The following is a 16,886-nucleotide window of genomic DNA, read 5'->3' as shown; positions in this document are numbered from 1 at the left end:
ATAATAAAATGGACATTACATCAACTAATACAAGCTGGACAAATATTTGTGCTGCAAATGATTTAACACCTGATGCAGGGATTTGCGCTCTGTTTAATGAACAGCAAGTGGCGATTTTTTTATGCCAACAAAATAACAGTGTTTATGCTGTTGCTAATTTCGACCCGTTTGGGGGAGCGAATGTGTTATCTCGTGGCATCATTGGTTCGACACAAGATATTACTTATGTTGCCTCTCCTTTATACAAACAGCGTTTTAATTTAGTAACTGGGGAATGTTTAGACTCAGACGAACACCAACTTAAAACCTTTAATGTTCGCATTGAAAATGAGCAAGTTCAGCTTAAAGAAGCAAGTTAAACAAACCTTTATAGTTAACAAACTATCACTAAAAAGCTTAGTGTTTCATTAAGCTTTTGTATAAGACACACAGGATATATATGAGTAAAAGTAATTTTAATATTTTTTCTTTTCAGGGAAAAATGAAAACCTTACATTTAAGTTGGATGGCTTTTTTCATCACTTTTGCCGTTTGGTTTAACTTCGCTCCTTTATTGCATGCAGTAAAAGAAACCCTTGGATTAAGCACTGAAGAGATTAAAACGCTGCTGATCCTAAATGTAGCAATCACTATTCCTGCACGTGTTATTATTGGTTCACTAACAGATAAGTATGGCCCTCGAATTGTTTACTCCGCTTTATTGATCCTATGTTCAATTCCTTGTTTTACTTTTGCTTTTTCAGATAACTTTATGCAGGCTGCAATATCGCGTTTTGCACTCGGTTTTATTGGTGCAGGTTTTGTTGTTGGTATTCGTTTGGTTTCTGAATGGTTTCCACACAATGAGCTTGGTACTGCTGAGGGTATTTACGGTGGTTGGGGTAACTTTGGTAGTGCAGCTGCTGCTTTCTCACTGCCTACAATCGCTCTATTATTTGGTGGTGAAGACGGTTGGCGCTATGCAATGGCCGTTACTGGTCTACTTAGTTTAGTATTTGGTTTTATCTTTTATGCCAATGTAACTGATACACCAAAAGGAGCGACTTACTTTAAACCGGCTAATTTAACGGCAATGGAAGTTACTTCTAAAGGTGATTTCTTTCTATTGTTGCTGATGAAAATACCTATGTACGCAGCATTAGCATTATTAGCTTGGAAACTTTCACCTGCTAATGTTGGTATGATCACCGATACAGTTTGTTACAGTATTTACGGTTTGTTATTAGCTTTATACCTGTATGAATGGTCACAGGTATGGAAAGTAAATAAATCTATTTTTACCACGCCAGTACCGGAAATTCATCAATACAAGTTTAAGCAAGTAGCGGTATTAAATATCCTTTATTTTGCTACATTTGGTTCTGAATTAGCCGTTGTTTCAATGTTGCCACTATTCTTTTTAGAAACATTTGAATTAACGCCAGTTGTTGCGGGTATGGTGGCTTCTGCTTATGCCTTCATGAACTTAGCTTCTCGCCCTGGTGGTGGATGGCTTTCAGACAGGTTTGGTCGTAAATCTACGCTGATTATTTTGACTGCAGGTTTAGCCTTAGGTTATTTATTGATGGCGCAAATCGATGGTGGTTGGACGTTGTGGGTTGCTGTTGCAGCTGCAATGTTATGTTCTTTCTTTGTACAAGCTGGTGAAGGGGCTGTATTTGCTACAGTACCATTAATTAAGCGCCGTATGACGGGACAAATTGCAGGTATGACCGGTGCTTATGGTAACGTCGGTGCAGTTGTGTACTTAACTATCCTTTCTTTTGTTGATTACCAAACATTTTTCTACGTGATTGCGGTAACCGCATTTATCGGTTTGGTTACACTATTGTTTATGACTGAACCTAAAGGCAAGATTGCAGAAGTGAATGAAGATGGTAGTGTCACACTCATTGATGTTGGGAGTCACTAATCAGGATATGGCAGTTATTTTTAATGACTGCCAGCACAGATTCATAAGTACTTCATTACTGCTTCATAAGTTGGAATCACAAGTAAGGTCACAATCTGCATGAATAAGAGTCAATCAACGCCAAAGTTGAAAGTGTGCATCGGTGGTTATTCGACAGCGGGTAAGCGTTCGGTCAATCAAGATGCTTTTGCAGTGAAAGACCCTTATTCACCTTTAGAAAAAAGTACTAAAGGTATCGTTGCCTGTGTTGCTGATGGTGTGAGCTGCAGTAATAAAGGCCAACAAGCCAGTCATACCAGTGTGACACAATTTATCAGTGATTATTACAGTACTAATAAAAACTGGGATGTTAAAGAATCAGCCAGTAAAGTTCTCAATTCACTCAATAGTTGGTTATACCAACATAACCAAGATGACCTTCGCCATAATGGCTTGATCACTACTTTTAGTAGCTTGATTATTAAATCAAATACTGCCCACTTGTTACATATTGGCGATAGTCGTATTTATCGCTTTCGGGCTCAAAAATTAAAACAGTTATCTCATGATCACAGTAGAGCGGTTTATAAACAGAACCCGGTATTAACGCGTGCACTAGGTATGGATTGCCACATTGACATCGACTACCAAGCAATTCCTTTACAAGTTGAAGACTTGTTTATGCTGTGTAGCGATGGTGTGCATGATTATTTAGATAACAATACCCTCAGCGGCTACTTAAGCACCTTAAGTCAAGATGCTAATACCAAGGCCTTTGAGGAGCTTGCGCAAACAATTTGTGATGATGCCTTAGCGCGAGGTAGCAGTGACAATATCAGTTGTTTATTAATTAAAATCAGCACGCTTCCTAAAGCTGATTTAAGTGAATTATTTGCTCATTTAAATAGTTTGATTATTCCTCCTGCGCTACAAGTAGGGAATGAGATTGATTGTTTTCGTATTGATAAAATACTACATCAAGGTGTACGCAGCCATGTTTACCTCGCCACAGATAAAAGTAGCAATAAGTCAGTGGTGCTAAAAATGCCTTCTCTTAACTTTGAAGAAGACTTAAATTATCTATTAGGGTTTTATAAAGAGCAGTGGGTAGGGCAATCAATTACACATCCCGCAATCATGTCAATAGCAGCTAACATTAAAAATTCTGTGTTTTTGTATCATATTTGCGAGCTAGTAGAAGGGATCTCCTTAAGGGATTGGATGCAAAGAAATCCAATCATAGAGCAGCAACAAGCTTATGATATTGTGACTAAAGTTGTAAATGCGGTGCGAGTATTACAGCGGGCAGGGATGGTGCATCGTGATTTAAAGCCTGAAAATATTATGATTTCAGATCAGGGAGAAGTGAAGCTCATTGATTTTGGTACGGTTAAAGTAAACGGCTTTGAAGAGATAGAAAAAGAACAGCAAGAAGAGCCGCTGGGGGCGGTCGATTATATTGCACCAGAATATTTAAATGAGGGGCAAAGTTCATCACTATCGGATCTATTTTCAATTGCGGTTATTGCCTATGAATTATTAGCAGGTCACTTGCCTTACCCCGGCAATCAAGGGCAATCATTAGATAGAGCAAGGCAATACAGTTGGATCTACCAGCCTATTCAAACTCATAGAGCAGAACTCCCAAGCAGACTTGATAATGTCTTAAAGCGAGCATTAGATCCAAAACCTAGCAAGCGTTACAGCTCAATGAGTGAGTTTGTCGCTGAATTAACCACCATCCAAAAAAGACTTGCGTTAAAACAACCCCAAAAACCACTATTAGAACGAGACCCAGTAAAATTCTGGCAATGGTTAGCTTTTATTTTTATTGGTGTGAGCGCTGTTGAACTCTTCATCATGCTAAGAGGCAGTTCCTGATAGCGAGAGTAAAAACATTTCGTAATATCAGGGGCGCATGGGCGAATTAGCCGGCAGGCTAGGTAATGAGCGGAAGAGCTCTGCGATTCCTTTTTTCAGCCTGCCAGTATGCTAGCTATCGCATACAGCATTAGCGTCGATGAGGAAGCGAATCAATAAACAGTGAACCAGCGTTAAAACTAGAACGCTAAATCAACAGCTAACACAAAACTTCAAAAACTAACCTACACTATTTTCTAACCTCCATTAACAATGGTTAGCCCATGCACATTAAAAGCTTATTGCACATTAATCACCCCAATGCGATTCAGTTTGTCACATTTCGAACACAAGAAAGTCTAAGCTATTATCTACAACACAACAATATCGATACAACAGACAGCGCAGCTAAACAACAACTCGAAATGGATAAAATACTAGACGTTTCAAAAGCAGGCGCAATATTAAACGGATCCGTTATCGAATTGCTTATGCAATATCTATTATCGAAAAACAATTCACTATATCAACTGATAGCAGTATCAATAATGCCAAACCACGTCCATATAATGTTTGAACAGTTAATTCCTTTAGCTCAAATAATGCAAAACGTTAAAGGCTGCAGTTCACTGCTAATAAATCGGTATCTGGATAAGAGTGGTGTCCTATGGGATAAAAGCTATTACGACAAAATAGTCAGAACAGAAGTGCAATTCAAAATCACTTACGAATACATAAAAAATAACGCATACAAAGCAGAGCTAGCAGATGCACAACATCGATTTTATGGGATATATGAGTGAATATGGTGGAAAACGAATTAAAGAAGTAAAAAAATCACCGCTTCAAAATACTAAAAGTCAAAACAAGCAGGCTGAAAAAAGGAATCGCAGAGCTCTTCCGCTCATTGCCCTAGCCTACCGGCTAATTCGCCCAAGCGCCCCTTAGAGATGTTTAGCAACTTGTGATATTGTTCGTCAATTACGTTATACAAAAACTAAAACCATCGCTCATCGCGACATAGTGCGATAGCTATCAAGCGTAGCTTGATATTCGGGGCGCAGGCTTCAGCCTGCCAGTATGCGAGCTATCGCATACAAGTATTAGCTTCGCTGAGTAAAACTAACCAATAGTAATGAAACACCATAAAGCAAAAAATCAAAACAAGCAGGCTGAAGCCAGCGCCCCAAAGTCAAAGTATGTTTCCAAACAGGCTAAAAAAAGGAATCGCAGAGCTCTTCCGCTCATTGCCCTAACCTACAGGCTAATTCGCCCAAGCGCCCCAAAGTCAAAACATGTTTTGTCGTTTTCGTTGGTAACAGTAAACGCAGTGAAGTTCTAAACATTACTCATCTCTATTCATAGCGACAGCGATTTGACGAAGTCTAATATTCGGGGCGCAGGCTTCAGCCTGCCAGTATGCGAGTTATCGCATACAAGTATTAGCCTCGATGAGGGAGCGAACCATAAATGACTAGAACAACAGAAAAACCCAAAGACTAAGGTCAAGGTCAAAACAAGCAGGCTGAAGCATGCGCCCCTTAAAGATGTATCGCATACAAGTATTAGCTTCGATGAGTAAAACGAACCAATAGTAATGAAACACCGCAAAGCAAAAAATCAAAACAAGCAGGCTGAAAAAAGGAATCGCAGAGATCTTCTGCTCATAATACTAGGCTGTCGACTAATTCGCCCTGACCCTCAAAAGCCAAAGGCGTACCAGATACTTTATCTCATTCACTCTGCGCCCCATAGTCAATGTTACTTACAAAGTGTGTAAATTCTCCTACAAACCCAAGCTAACTCCTAGTAATGACAGTTCTTAAGCCATAGTCTAATATTTTGCCCGTTTGGCTTTTTACACTTAATGTGGTCACTTCTACTTTTTCACCATTACATAACTCATCGGTTATTTCTCGAATGCGAAGTGCATCTAAGCGCGGTGAATAGGTATTGGCAATGATAAACCCGCCTTTAGCGCGCAATGCTAATGCAGCTTGTATTAATTCTGGAAACTTATTTTCTATTTTCCAACGCTCTTTTTTTGCACCAATCCCAAAAGCTGGTGGATCCATGATCAAACCTTGGTATTGTTTACCTCGTTTAATTTCACGTTGTGCAAATTTAAGTGCATCCTCTAACACCCAATGTACGTCTGTTAAGCCTGAGGACTCCATGTTCTCTTTACCCCACTTAATGATTTGCTTTACTGAATCACAGTGTAATACTTCAGCACCTTGATCTCTTGCGACTAATGAGGCGACACCGGTATAAGCAAACAAATTCAAAAAGCGATCACTGGCCTTTAAGTTGTTAGCAATAAAATCCCAATTAGCGCGTTGCTCTGGAAATAATCCTACATGCTTAAATTTAGTTAGGTGTAAGTTGATAGTGATATTATTAAAGGTTATTTGCCAATCATGTGCTAAATCGCCTTGTAATGCTTTCCACTCACCTGCGCTACTACTGCTTTCAATAAATTCGAAATGTGCTTTCGCTAGCCACTCCTTTTTAGATAAAACAGGTTCAAAATAAGCGTTCATTTCAGGGCGAATAGTGACCACATTTCCCCAACGTTCGAGTTTTTGATTATTACCTGCATCAATTAATTCGTAGTCATGCCATGGTGCAGTAAAGGTACGTTTCATCATAGGATTGTTAGCTTTTATATAAAGTGGATAGAAATTACAGGTTACCGGAAGTTAGCTTTTAAGGAATGTGGCTTCAAAATAAAGCACAAATTAACACTTACCATTAGATATTTTATATTAATGAGAACAGGGTGTCACATTAGTCCTTATAAATCGTGTTAATTGAGACAATCACATCCATTTAAAGATTATTGACTGTTTATCTAAAGACAATAATATATTTTTTGTTGTTAATGGTTAATTTGAAATTGATTTTATTTTACATCGAAACTGAATTTATTGTTATTTGTGCTGTTATAAGAAGTGAATATGAATATGAATATGAATATTTATTTGTTTTAATCTTATTAGAAAAATGTCACGTGTATACTAAATGCTTATATTGCTCAGATGGCTTAGTTTTGCTATTGTTTGCTTCTTTTTTATCAAAAATATCTTTTTTAAATCTCTTTAGGGTTATTATGATTAATTTTTTATCTTCGGGGCATCGTAAATACTTGCTACTTCCAATGGTCTTAGTACTTAGCGCCTGCACTAGCAAACCTAGAGAAGTCTATGCATCTATCCCGTTAGTCACAAATAATGAAGCAAAGCCTAGCACAAAAGAAATACCAGAAGCTTTCTCTACTAAACTGAGTAACCCATCTATTGAACAATTAACACATGGTAAGTACGCAGTTAAATTATCACCTCTTTATATTTCAGCACTAGGCTACCCGTGTCGCAAACTTATATTTTCTGAGCAAACAGGTGAGCCTAAAAGAAGAGTTGCTTGCGAAATTTCCTACAAAGACAGCGCGAATAAGCTCGTTAAATCATGGTTTTTAGAGAACGCGATTATTGAATCTAGCAATAATATCGATTTATAGAATTACAACTTATTAATATATTGAGTTAAAAAATGGATTTATTAAACATGAACCGCTTTAAAGCTACCTTATTTACAAAGACGAGCATTTTATTACTTTCAAGCTGTTTGCTCGTACCAAATGCGTTTGCTGCTTTTGAACCAAGCTCTATTGATCTTCAAAATGGAACAAGTAACGGTATTCCACAAATAGATGCAAGCGGAGAAGATGCCACTTCAAAAGTCGGTTCTTACCAAAAGCAATCTCGTGCAGGTGTATTATTACCGGGTGAAGTGGATGTGCGTGAATTACTGCCTTCGTCAGGCGAAGATAACCCCCCACCATACGGCGCAAATTTGTTCGCTGGTGGTTATGAAACAGAAAGGGTTGATGGCTTAAATGATAACTATTTAATCGCAGCGGGTGACAAAATTAATATCTGGATATGGGGTGCCGTCACCTACTCGAACGTGGCGACCGTGGATAACCAAGGTAATATTTTTATCCCTAATATCGGTCCAATTAACGTATTGAATGTGTCTGCAAGTAATATTAATAAGCTCGTTCAATCTAAAATAAAACAAACTTACACCAATAACGTAGAAGTCTATGTCAACTTACTAACAGCGACGCCAGTCAGTGTTTATTTATCTGGTGCGATAATTCGCCCTGGGCAATATGCAGGCATGGCGTCAGATAGCGTGTTGTATTACTTAAAACGAGCGGGTGGTATTGACTCGGATCGCGGTAGTTACCGTAGTATTCAAATTATTCGTAATAACAAAGTAATAAAAGAAGTCGATTTATATACTTTCATTCAAACGGGTAAATTACCAAATATTACGTTTAAAGATAAAGACGTCATTTTAGTTAAACCGCAAAAATCTGCTGTTAATGTTGCTGGTGGCGTTAAAAATCCCTTTAGATTTGAACTCAAAAATATCCAAACCCAAGGTAGTGAGCTCGCACTGTTTGCTTTGCCACTTGCAAAAATAAGCCATGTTGGTGTGTTTGGTAATCGTGCCTCAGGCCCTTTCTCGGTTTACTTAGAATATAAAGATTTCTTAAACTACACATTACAAGATGGTGATAGCCTAGTATTTAACGACGATACACATGCTCAAGTAATTGATGTTCAAGTGTCAGGTAGTTATTTAGGTCCCTCTTATTTTGCCGTGAAAAAAAGTGCGCGCTTACATGATGTATTAAATGCAATTCCTATTGTGCCGTCATTAACCGATAACAAATCTATTTACATTCTTCGTAAAAGTGTTGCTGAGCGTCAAAAGAAAATTCTAGATGATTCTTTAGACAGACTTGAACGAAGCGTATTTACTGCACCCGCATCTTCGGATGGTGAAGCCTCTATTCGAGCAAAAGAAGCTGAAATGGTGATGCAATTTGTTGAAAAAGCAAGACAGGTTAAACCGTTAGGTAAAGTGATTGTTTCTGACAACGGAACAACCGCTAATATCCTGTTGGAAAAAGGTGACCAAATCGTTATTCCGCATTACACCGACCTAATCAATATTGGTGGCGAAGTACTAATGCCACAAGCGGTTGTGTTTAACCCTAATGCAACAGTTGATGATTATATTGCTTGGGCGGGTGGTTTTACCGATAGGGCTGAAGATGAACGTATTTCAATTGTGCGTGCTAATGGCATCGTTCTTTTTGTTAAAGAAGGTGAAGAAGCAAAACATCTTAAAATACAACGTGGTGACCAAATTTTAGTGTTACCTAAAGTCGACACTAAAATTGTGCAAGCAGTGAAAGATATTACCCAAATAGTTTACCAAATCGCTGTTGCAGCAAACGTGGCGCTCAACTAAAAAATGCTTATTCAAATATCAATGCAATATAAGTTAACTTCCTTCTCAGTCAAGGAGTTAGATTAATGGCTTTAGTTAAAAAACGCTCAACTCTGAAAGTATGGGGCGATGTGATCTTTGCCATTTTTTTGAGGGAAATAAAAAGCCAGTCTACGGATAAAATTGGGTTAATTTGGACTGTCGTTTCGCCATTGATAATGATTGCGGGTATGACTGCAATGAGGACACTCCTTTCAGGAGGGGGCGATACTCACGGAATGCCAACCATGTTTTTTATGGTCTATGGCATGATCTTAATTCAATTCTTTCTAAGTGTATTAGGTAAAGCTAGTGACGCACTTCAAAAAAATAAACCTTTATATGCATTTAGGCAGGTACAGCCAATTAGTTCAATTATTGCCATTGGTTTTTTTGAACTACTGATTAAAATGTCAGTTGTATTAATAGTCGTGTTAATTTGTTTTATTTTACGTATCGATATTGTTGTGCATGATGCTATTTCCGTCATTATGAATTTCTTTAAAGTATGGTTAATGGCAGTCAGCTTAGGCACTATATTTGGATTGTCTTACTGTTTTATCCCTGAACTAAAAAAAGTACAGCAGCTATTAACTCGCCCATTATTCTTCATATCGGGCATATTTTTTAGTCTACAAGATATCCCTAGAGAATATTGGCACTATTTAGATTGGAACCCCTTACTACACGCTGTCGAACTAACTCGTTATGCAGCTTATCCAAGTTATGGTCACCAAGGGGTGAGTTATTTCTTTTTAGATATGTGTACTTTAATTAGTGTGTTTTTTGCATTAGCTTGTTACCACATAGGCTGGAAACAAGCGATAAGCCGTTAATCTAATCATAAATGGATGACGGTTTAACTTTTTCAGGCTTTAAGCATAAAGGTTTAAAGCTTTTATTAATTTTCAAGCCTTTAGGTGTTATTACCTATAGCCTTTATAGTTATTTATGTTAGAAAAACGATTTAATGAGTTTAAAGATTCAATAAAACCAATAGAGTTTAATAGTATTGAGTTTTTAAAAAATAAAGCAGAATCATTGAAAGCGTCAGATCCTGAGTTATCAGCTCGTATATTAATACGTGTAAAAAATTTGCAGAAACGACCAATGCAAGTTAGCAATAATAAAGGTACTACATCTGATTCGCCTAACAGTCCTAGTAATAGCAATATACCAGTGACTAAAAAAGGTAAACAGCAAATTCCTGTGAAAAAAACAATATCGTCTAAATTACTTACCCTGTCACCTTTTATGGTTTTTGTGATAATTCCCGTGCTGATTTTCTCCGCTTATCAGTTACTTTGGGCTACCGATCGATATGAAAGCCAAGCAAAAGTGATCGTGCAGCAACCTGATAGTGCCTCTACCTTAGATTCTGGTATGGCATTACTAACGGGGTTAGGTGGTTCAGGAGGAGGTTCTGATCCTGAATTAGTAAAAGCGTACATCTACTCTAATGACATGATTGATTACTTAAACAATAAAATCGCATTAAGAGAACATTACTCTCAATCATTTGTTGATTATTTCAGCCGAATTCACGAATCAGATTCCAGAGAAACGTTAGATCAATATTACCAAGAGCACATCGAAGTTCTTATTGATGATAAATCGGGAGTCATTACTATTAGTGCACAAGCATTCGACAGTGAATATGCACAGTTACTAGCGAATACAGTAGTTGAAAGAGCAGAGTGGTTTATTAACTCGATAGGGCACCAGTTAGCTAATGCACAACTAGATTTTATGCAAGGTGAGCATAAACGTATAGAGCAACGCTTAGCCGACGCACAAAAAGATTTATTAACTTATCAACAAAAATATAACTTACTCGATCCAACAGCAGAAGGTACTGCTAAACAGCAAATCACCTACACACTTGAAGGTAAAATTGCAGTTAAACAAACAGAAATAAAAACATTGAAAGCCATCATGAGTGCAAATTCACCTCAGGTTAAAGGGCTACAGAATGAGTTAAAAGCATTAAATGCACAATTAGAAATTGAAAGAGATAAATTATCTCAATCAGGATTAGATGAAACACCTATCAGTGAACTCTTATCTAAATTTACTGACTATAAAATCAAAATGGATCTTGCATTACAGGCTTACACTTCTTCACAAATCTCATTAGAGAAATCAAGGATAGAGGCCTATCGTCAACTTAAGTACTTGATTGTTGTAGAAAAAGCAACATTAAGTGAAGACAGTAAATACCCAGATGTGATTTATAATATCTCATTATTCTTACTACTGTTAAGCCTTGTGTTTGGGATTGGTAAAATAATTATTAGTACAATTAAAGAGTTGAAATGATTTTCGATTTTTACAATATATATGGAAAGGAATGATAATGAATAATAACCCATTAAATCGTAAAGGTATTATCTTAGCTGGAGGGTCTGGTACAAGGCTTTATCCACTGACTAAAGTGGTGAGTAAGCAGTTAATGCCTGTTTATGATAAACCGATGATTTATTATCCGCTGTCAAACTTATTTATGGCTGGTATTACTGAAATATTAATTATTTCGACACCGTTTGAATTACCGCGTTTTAAAGAGCTATTAAAAGATGGTTCACAATGGGGTGTTAAAATTGAATACGTAGTGCAACCAAGCCCAGATGGTTTAGCGCAGGCTTTTTTACTGGCTGAAGAATTTTTAGATGGTTCTCCAGCTGCATTAATTTTAGGTGATAACCTGTTCTATGGCCATGACTTAGCTAAATCACTACAAAAAGCCAATCAACAAGAAAGCGGTGCAACAGTCTTTGGTTATCATGTTTCAAATCCTACATCCTATGGTGTAGTTGAGTTTAATGGTGAAGGAAAGGCGATTTCTATAGAAGAGAAACCTGAAAAACCAAAATCATCATACGCGGTACCTGGTTTATACTTTTTCGATGAAGATGTTGTTGAATGTGCAAAAAATGTAAAACCTTCACCACGTGGTGAATTAGAAATTACTGACGTTATTGAACAATATCTAATTAATGGAACATTAAAAGTCGAAGTAATGGGACGTGGTACTGCTTGGTTAGACACTGGCACATTAGATGATTTGTTGGATGCAGCATTATATATTCGGGCCATCGAAAAACGACAAGGCTTGAAAGTCAGTTGTCCAGGTGAAATAGCTTTCCGTATGGGTTATATAGGGGAAGAAGGTATAAGAAAGTTAGCTGAGCCACTTAAAAAATCAGGCTATGGCGTATACCTCTTAAGTTTATTAGAACACAGAATTTTACCAAGCACATAAACTTCGAAACATCTTTAAGGGCGCTGGCTTCAGCCTGCTTGTTTTAGTTTTTGTATAACGTAATTGACGAACAATACGCAAGTTGCGAAACATCTTTAAGGGGCGCTGGCTTTAGCCTGCTTATTTTAGTTTTTTGTATAACGTAATTGACGAACAAGATTGTAAGATGTGATACATCTTTAAGGGGCGCTGGCTTTAGCCTGCTTGTTTTAGTTTTTTGTATAACGTAATTGACGAACAAGATTGTAAGATGTGATACATCTTTAAGGGGCGCTGGCTTCAGCCTGCTTGTTTTGACCTTGTTCTTTTGGTTTTTAGGTTTTTTCGTTATGTATAGGTTCGCGTTGCTCAGCAATGCGAATAACAATATGCGATAACTCGCATACTAGCAGGCTAAAAAAAGGAATCGCAGAGCTCTTCCGCTCATTGCCCTAGCCTGCCGGCTAATTCGCCCAGCGCCCGAATATCAAGCTAGGCTTGATAGCTATCGCACTATGCTGCGATGAGCAACGATTTTTTTAAAATATTATCTAATTTATAACTGAGTGTATTTATGAAATTTATAGAAACAAATATCCCTGATGTGAAAATTATTGAACCACAGGTTTTTGGTGACGAACGTGGTTTTTTTATGGAAACATTCCGTACAACGTTATTTAACGAAAATTGTGGTGAGCGTGAGTTCGTTCAAGAAAATCACAGTAAATCAAGTCACGGTATTTTACGCGGGTTACATTACCAAACAGAAAACACACAGGGTAAATTAGTTCGTGTAACAAAAGGTGAAGTGTTTGATGTGGCAGTTGATATGCGCAAAGACTCGCCTACTTTTGGTCAGTGGGCTGGAGTATTATTGTCGGCTGAAAACAAGCGTCAACTTTGGGTGCCAGAAGGCTTTGCGCACGGCTTTTATGTAACAACGGATGAAGCAGAGTTTGTATACAAATGTACAGATATCTACAACCCAAGCGCAGAAGTATCAATTAAATGGAATGATCCTGAAATTAATATCGAATGGCCAATCAGCCCAGACCAAAAACCATTATTATCTGCAAAGGACGAAAACGGTTTAAGCTTCTCTGAAGCACCTAAGCTGTAACTAATGCACATATTTATCTCAATAGTATCTCATCGTCATCATGATGTGATTATCAATTTAAGCACCATTAAAACATTATCTAAATACGATGAAATAACCGTTGTGTGTAGAGATAATGTTCCTGTCGGTAAGCTAAAAAAATATTGTGATAAATATGGTGCTCATTATATTGAAAACGGTAATGAACAAGGCTTTTCTGCTAATAATAATGCTAATTATATGCACTGTAAATTTGAACTGGGCATGGAAGAAGACGATTACTTCATTCTCTTAAATCCCGATGTATTTATTACCAAGTCAAATATACAAAAATTAATTGAAAACTTAAAAAAAGGCACAACAGATGTAGGTGTTGCTAATCTCTACCTTGATAGAGAAGAGATGGTGCATGACGATAATATCCGTCTATACCCTAAATTTTCTAGCTTCATAAAAACCTACTTACTCAATGATCGCTCTACTATGGTTAATCGCCAACAAGGCTTGCCACCATCTAAAGAGTACTGGGCAAGCTGCGCTTTTATGATTGTTAAAGCAGATATTTATAATCAGCTTAATGGCCTAGATGAACGTTATTATATGTATTGTGAAGATATCGACTTCAGTTTTAGAGCGAATAAAGCTGGCTTTACACTTGAGTACTTTGAAGATGTAAAAGCAGTTCACTTTAGACGTTGTTCAAGTAAGCAATTTTTAAGTAAATACTTCTTTTGGCACGTACAAAGTGTTTTTAAGTATTCATTCAGTAAAAAGCAAGAGTCAGCATCAAACTCTAGTCTTAAATATCAAAACCGTTATAAAAAATGATTGATATCATATTAGCTACCTACAATGGCGAAGCTTTTTTAGCGCAGCAGATTAAATCAATACAAAACAATGCCGGATATCATAAATGGGTGAATAAGATCATTGTCACTGACGATGGTTCAACGGATGGAACACAAACTATCATTGCTACATTATCAGCACAAGATAGCAAAATAATTTGGATTACAAATAGTAGTCGAAGTAAAGGGCCTAAAGCTAACTTTGCTTTTGGGTTAAGTCAAAGCACTGCACAGTACATTATGTTATGTGATCAAGATGATATTTGGTTACCTCATAAAATAGAAACTTCCATTAAACACTTAAAACAAGCTGAAAGCACTTCACTTCCACAAACTCCGCTATTAATTTTTAGTGATAAACAAATCGTAGATGAAAACTTACAACAGATCTGTAGCAGCTACTTCACACTGAAGAACATAAGTAAAGAGTGGCATCTACAGTTTAATCAACTATGCCAACAGAACGTCATTTCAGGCTGCACAATGTTATTTAACCGTGCGTTAATTGATAAAGCCCTACCAATACCAGAAAAAGCGTATATGCACGATTGGTGGTTAGCGTTAGTGGCACATCGTTGTGGTGAAATTGTGTTTATTGATCAAACATTAATTCAGTATCGTCAACATCATGCAAATGTGATTGGTGCCAAGCATCGTGGCCAGCTCTCTTTATGTTTTCAATTTTTCAAACATTTAAGATCATTTAAAGAGAGCCAACAAGCGATCATTAACCAAGCTAGTGCTTTTAAAACTTTTGAACAAAAAAATAAAATGACAGCAGATGCAACAATCAATACGCTAAGCCGTCTGAATTACCTACCAATGCACAAAAAAATATCTTATTTTTGTAAAGGGAATGTGACTCGTTCGCATTTATTAGGTAGACTTGCGCTTTTGATATCGCTTTTAACAAGTAAACGTCACCGGCATTAAATGCACACAGTTAAATGAGTAAGGTTGTTATGAAAGTATTAATTACAGGGAAGGGCGGACAGTTAGCCTGGGAATTAGAAAATAGTGTCCCTAAGAGCGTTGAGATACTAAGTTGTTCATCTCAAGAGTTGGATATTACTAATCAACAGCAAGTTAACGACACTATTGAACAATTTCAACCAGATATCGTCATAAATGCGGCTGCTTATACAGCAGTGGATAAAGCTGAAACCGATACAGAAACTGCCTATGCGGTTAATGACCTAGGCAGTGAATATATTGCATTAGCTTGTAAAAAGGTATCGGCAAAGTTAATTCATGTCTCAACCGATTTTGTATTTGACGGCACTAAAACAACCCCTTATCAAACAAATGATTCAGTTAATCCTATTAATGTTTACGGCGCATCAAAACTTGCGGGTGATATTAAAGTAAATGATATATTAGGCGCACAAGCAACCATCATCCGTACCGCTTGGGTGTATTCAGTTAATGGTAATAACTTCGTTAAAACCATGCTACGTTTAATGGCAGAAAAAGAGCAATTAGGCATTGTATACGATCAAGTAGGCACACCTACTTGGGCAAAAGGATTAGCGAAAATGATTTGGGCGTTAGTAGATAAAAGCCACAAGGAAAAAGGAAAAAGGGAAAACCTTGAACCTTTAAGCGAAGCGCCCTTGGGCCTTGTTTCTGAAACTACCTTGCTCCATTGGACTGATGCAGGTGTTTGTTCATGGTATGACTTTGCCGTTGCCATTCAAGAATTAGCAATTGAAAAAGGCATGCTTGATAAAGCAATACCAGTGCGCCCAATACCTGCAAGTGCTTATCCAACACCTGCCCAACGCCCAAGTTTCAGTGTGATTGACAAAAGCACCGCAGAACAAGCAAGCGGCGTAGAAACCATTCATTGGCGACAACAGCTATCAGCAATGTTGGATGAATTGAAGAAAGCATAAGAAACGAGATACGAGAAATCTAGCATCTAGCATCTAGCATCTAGAACCTAGCATCTAGTCTCTAGCACCTAGTATCTAATATCTAGTATCTAGTATCTAGTATCTAATATCTAGAACCTAGCATCTAGTATCTAGTATCTAAAACTAACATTAATTATGGGGAGAGTGGGTGATGCTTTATCAAAATTTAGCGGTTTGGATACGAAGTCGAGCACTCTCTATCGATGTTTATCGAACATTAATAAATTGCCGTGATTATGGTTTTAAAGATCAAATCACAAGAAGCGCACTTTCTGTTCCTAGTAATATTGCAGAAGGGTGTGAAAGAGAAAGCATTAAAGAACGGCATCGTTTTATTAGCATTGCAAAAGGGTCAATGGGCGAATTTAAAACTCAGGCGGATATAGGCACTGAAGTTGGCTTTATTGACCGTGAAAAAGGCTTACAGTGGCAACAAGAAGCTACTGAACTATCAAAAATGCTCGGTGCCTTATTGAAAAAATTATAATTATATTTAAATGAATACTAGTCATCTAGCACCTAGCATCTAGTCATCTAGCATCTAGTCATCTAGTCATCTAGCGTCTAGTCATCTAGCATCTAGCATCTAGTCATCTAGCATCTAGCATCTAGCATCTAGCATCTAGCATCTAGTCATCTAGCATCTAGTCATCTAGCATCTAGTCATCTAGCATCTAGTCAT

15 protein-coding genes are annotated in these 16,886 nt (G+C 37.4%); 14 read left to right on the top strand and 1 reads right to left on the bottom strand.

Annotated features, from left to right (window positions below; genetic code table 11):
* Positions 1-8: 8 nt before the first annotated feature.
* The 4 genes from nirD (at position 9) to MT390_RS18575 (ending at position 4,554) form a co-directional block, all read left to right on the top strand.
* Positions 9-359, top strand: a complete 351-nt coding sequence (nirD, locus tag MT390_RS18590; protein ID WP_166372424.1) for a nitrite reductase small subunit NirD — start codon at positions 9-11, stop codon at positions 357-359.
* A gap of 80 nt (positions 360-439) precedes the next feature.
* Positions 440-1,912: a NarK family nitrate/nitrite MFS transporter gene (locus MT390_RS18585; protein ID WP_166372423.1), complete on the top strand. Its 1,473-nt coding sequence runs from the start codon at positions 440-442 to the stop codon at positions 1,910-1,912.
* A gap of 99 nt (positions 1,913-2,011) precedes the next feature.
* The gene (locus MT390_RS18580) at positions 2,012-3,772 is read left to right on the top strand and encodes a bifunctional protein-serine/threonine kinase/phosphatase (RefSeq protein WP_499442648.1); all 1,761 of its coding nucleotides are present in this window, start codon (positions 2,012-2,014) and stop codon (positions 3,770-3,772) included.
* A 263-nt stretch (positions 3,773-4,035) separates the two neighbouring features.
* Complete coding sequence (locus MT390_RS18575) at positions 4,036-4,554, top strand: transposase (RefSeq protein ID WP_499442647.1); 519 nt, start codon at positions 4,036-4,038, stop codon at positions 4,552-4,554.
* Between the two features lie 996 nt (positions 4,555-5,550).
* Here the strand turns inward: MT390_RS18575 and MT390_RS18570 are convergent.
* Positions 5,551-6,402: a class I SAM-dependent methyltransferase gene (locus MT390_RS18570; protein ID WP_499442645.1), complete on the bottom strand. Its 852-nt coding sequence runs from the start codon at positions 6,400-6,402 to the stop codon at positions 5,551-5,553.
* 461 nt (positions 6,403-6,863) lie between these two features.
* Between MT390_RS18570 and MT390_RS18565 the strand changes: the two genes are divergently transcribed.
* From MT390_RS18565 to MT390_RS18520, 10 genes are all read left to right on the top strand, one after another.
* Positions 6,864-7,271: a hypothetical protein gene (locus MT390_RS18565; RefSeq protein WP_499442644.1), complete on the top strand. Its 408-nt coding sequence runs from the start codon at positions 6,864-6,866 to the stop codon at positions 7,269-7,271.
* A gap of 47 nt (positions 7,272-7,318) precedes the next feature.
* Complete coding sequence (locus tag MT390_RS18560) at positions 7,319-9,082, top strand: polysaccharide biosynthesis/export family protein (protein ID WP_166372418.1); 1,764 nt, start codon at positions 7,319-7,321, stop codon at positions 9,080-9,082.
* A gap of 65 nt (positions 9,083-9,147) precedes the next feature.
* A complete protein-coding gene (locus MT390_RS18555; RefSeq protein WP_499442642.1) occupies positions 9,148-9,936 on the top strand; it encodes an ABC transporter permease in 789 nt (262 codons plus the stop codon).
* A 115-nt stretch (positions 9,937-10,051) separates the two neighbouring features.
* Entirely contained in the window at positions 10,052-11,419 is a 1,368-nt protein-coding gene (locus tag MT390_RS18550; RefSeq protein WP_499442640.1) for a KpsE/RkpR family capsule polysaccharide export protein, read from the top strand.
* Between the two features lie 37 nt (positions 11,420-11,456).
* Positions 11,457-12,362, top strand: a complete 906-nt coding sequence (gene rfbA / locus MT390_RS18545; RefSeq protein WP_499442638.1) for a glucose-1-phosphate thymidylyltransferase RfbA — start codon at positions 11,457-11,459, stop codon at positions 12,360-12,362.
* Positions 12,363-12,915: 553 nt separating this feature from the next.
* Positions 12,916-13,461: a dTDP-4-dehydrorhamnose 3,5-epimerase gene (rfbC, locus tag MT390_RS18540; RefSeq protein WP_499442637.1), complete on the top strand. Its 546-nt coding sequence runs from the start codon at positions 12,916-12,918 to the stop codon at positions 13,459-13,461.
* Positions 13,462-13,464: 3 nt separating this feature from the next.
* Complete coding sequence (locus MT390_RS18535; protein ID WP_499442636.1) at positions 13,465-14,268, top strand: glycosyltransferase; 804 nt, start codon at positions 13,465-13,467, stop codon at positions 14,266-14,268.
* On the top strand, positions 14,265-15,221 hold the full coding sequence (locus MT390_RS18530; protein WP_499442634.1) for a glycosyltransferase family 2 protein: 957 nt from the start codon (positions 14,265-14,267) through the stop codon (positions 15,219-15,221). Before MT390_RS18535 ends, MT390_RS18530 begins: the two co-directional genes overlap by 4 nt.
* 29 nt (positions 15,222-15,250) lie before the next feature.
* Complete coding sequence (gene rfbD, locus MT390_RS18525; RefSeq protein WP_499442632.1) at positions 15,251-16,183, top strand: dTDP-4-dehydrorhamnose reductase; 933 nt, start codon at positions 15,251-15,253, stop codon at positions 16,181-16,183.
* A 172-nt stretch (positions 16,184-16,355) separates the two neighbouring features.
* Positions 16,356-16,691 (top strand): four helix bundle protein, encoded by a 336-nt coding sequence (locus MT390_RS18520; protein ID WP_166372410.1) that lies wholly within the window; start codon positions 16,356-16,358, stop codon positions 16,689-16,691.
* Positions 16,692-16,886: the final 195 nt, after the last annotated feature.

Origin of the sequence: Vibrio sp. 2-Bac 85 (genome assembly GCF_037546705.1) — a bacterium.
In the GTDB taxonomy this organism is placed as follows: domain Bacteria; phylum Pseudomonadota; class Gammaproteobacteria; order Enterobacterales; family Psychromonadaceae; genus Psychromonas.
This window is presented reverse-complemented; position numbering and strand designations above follow the sequence as displayed.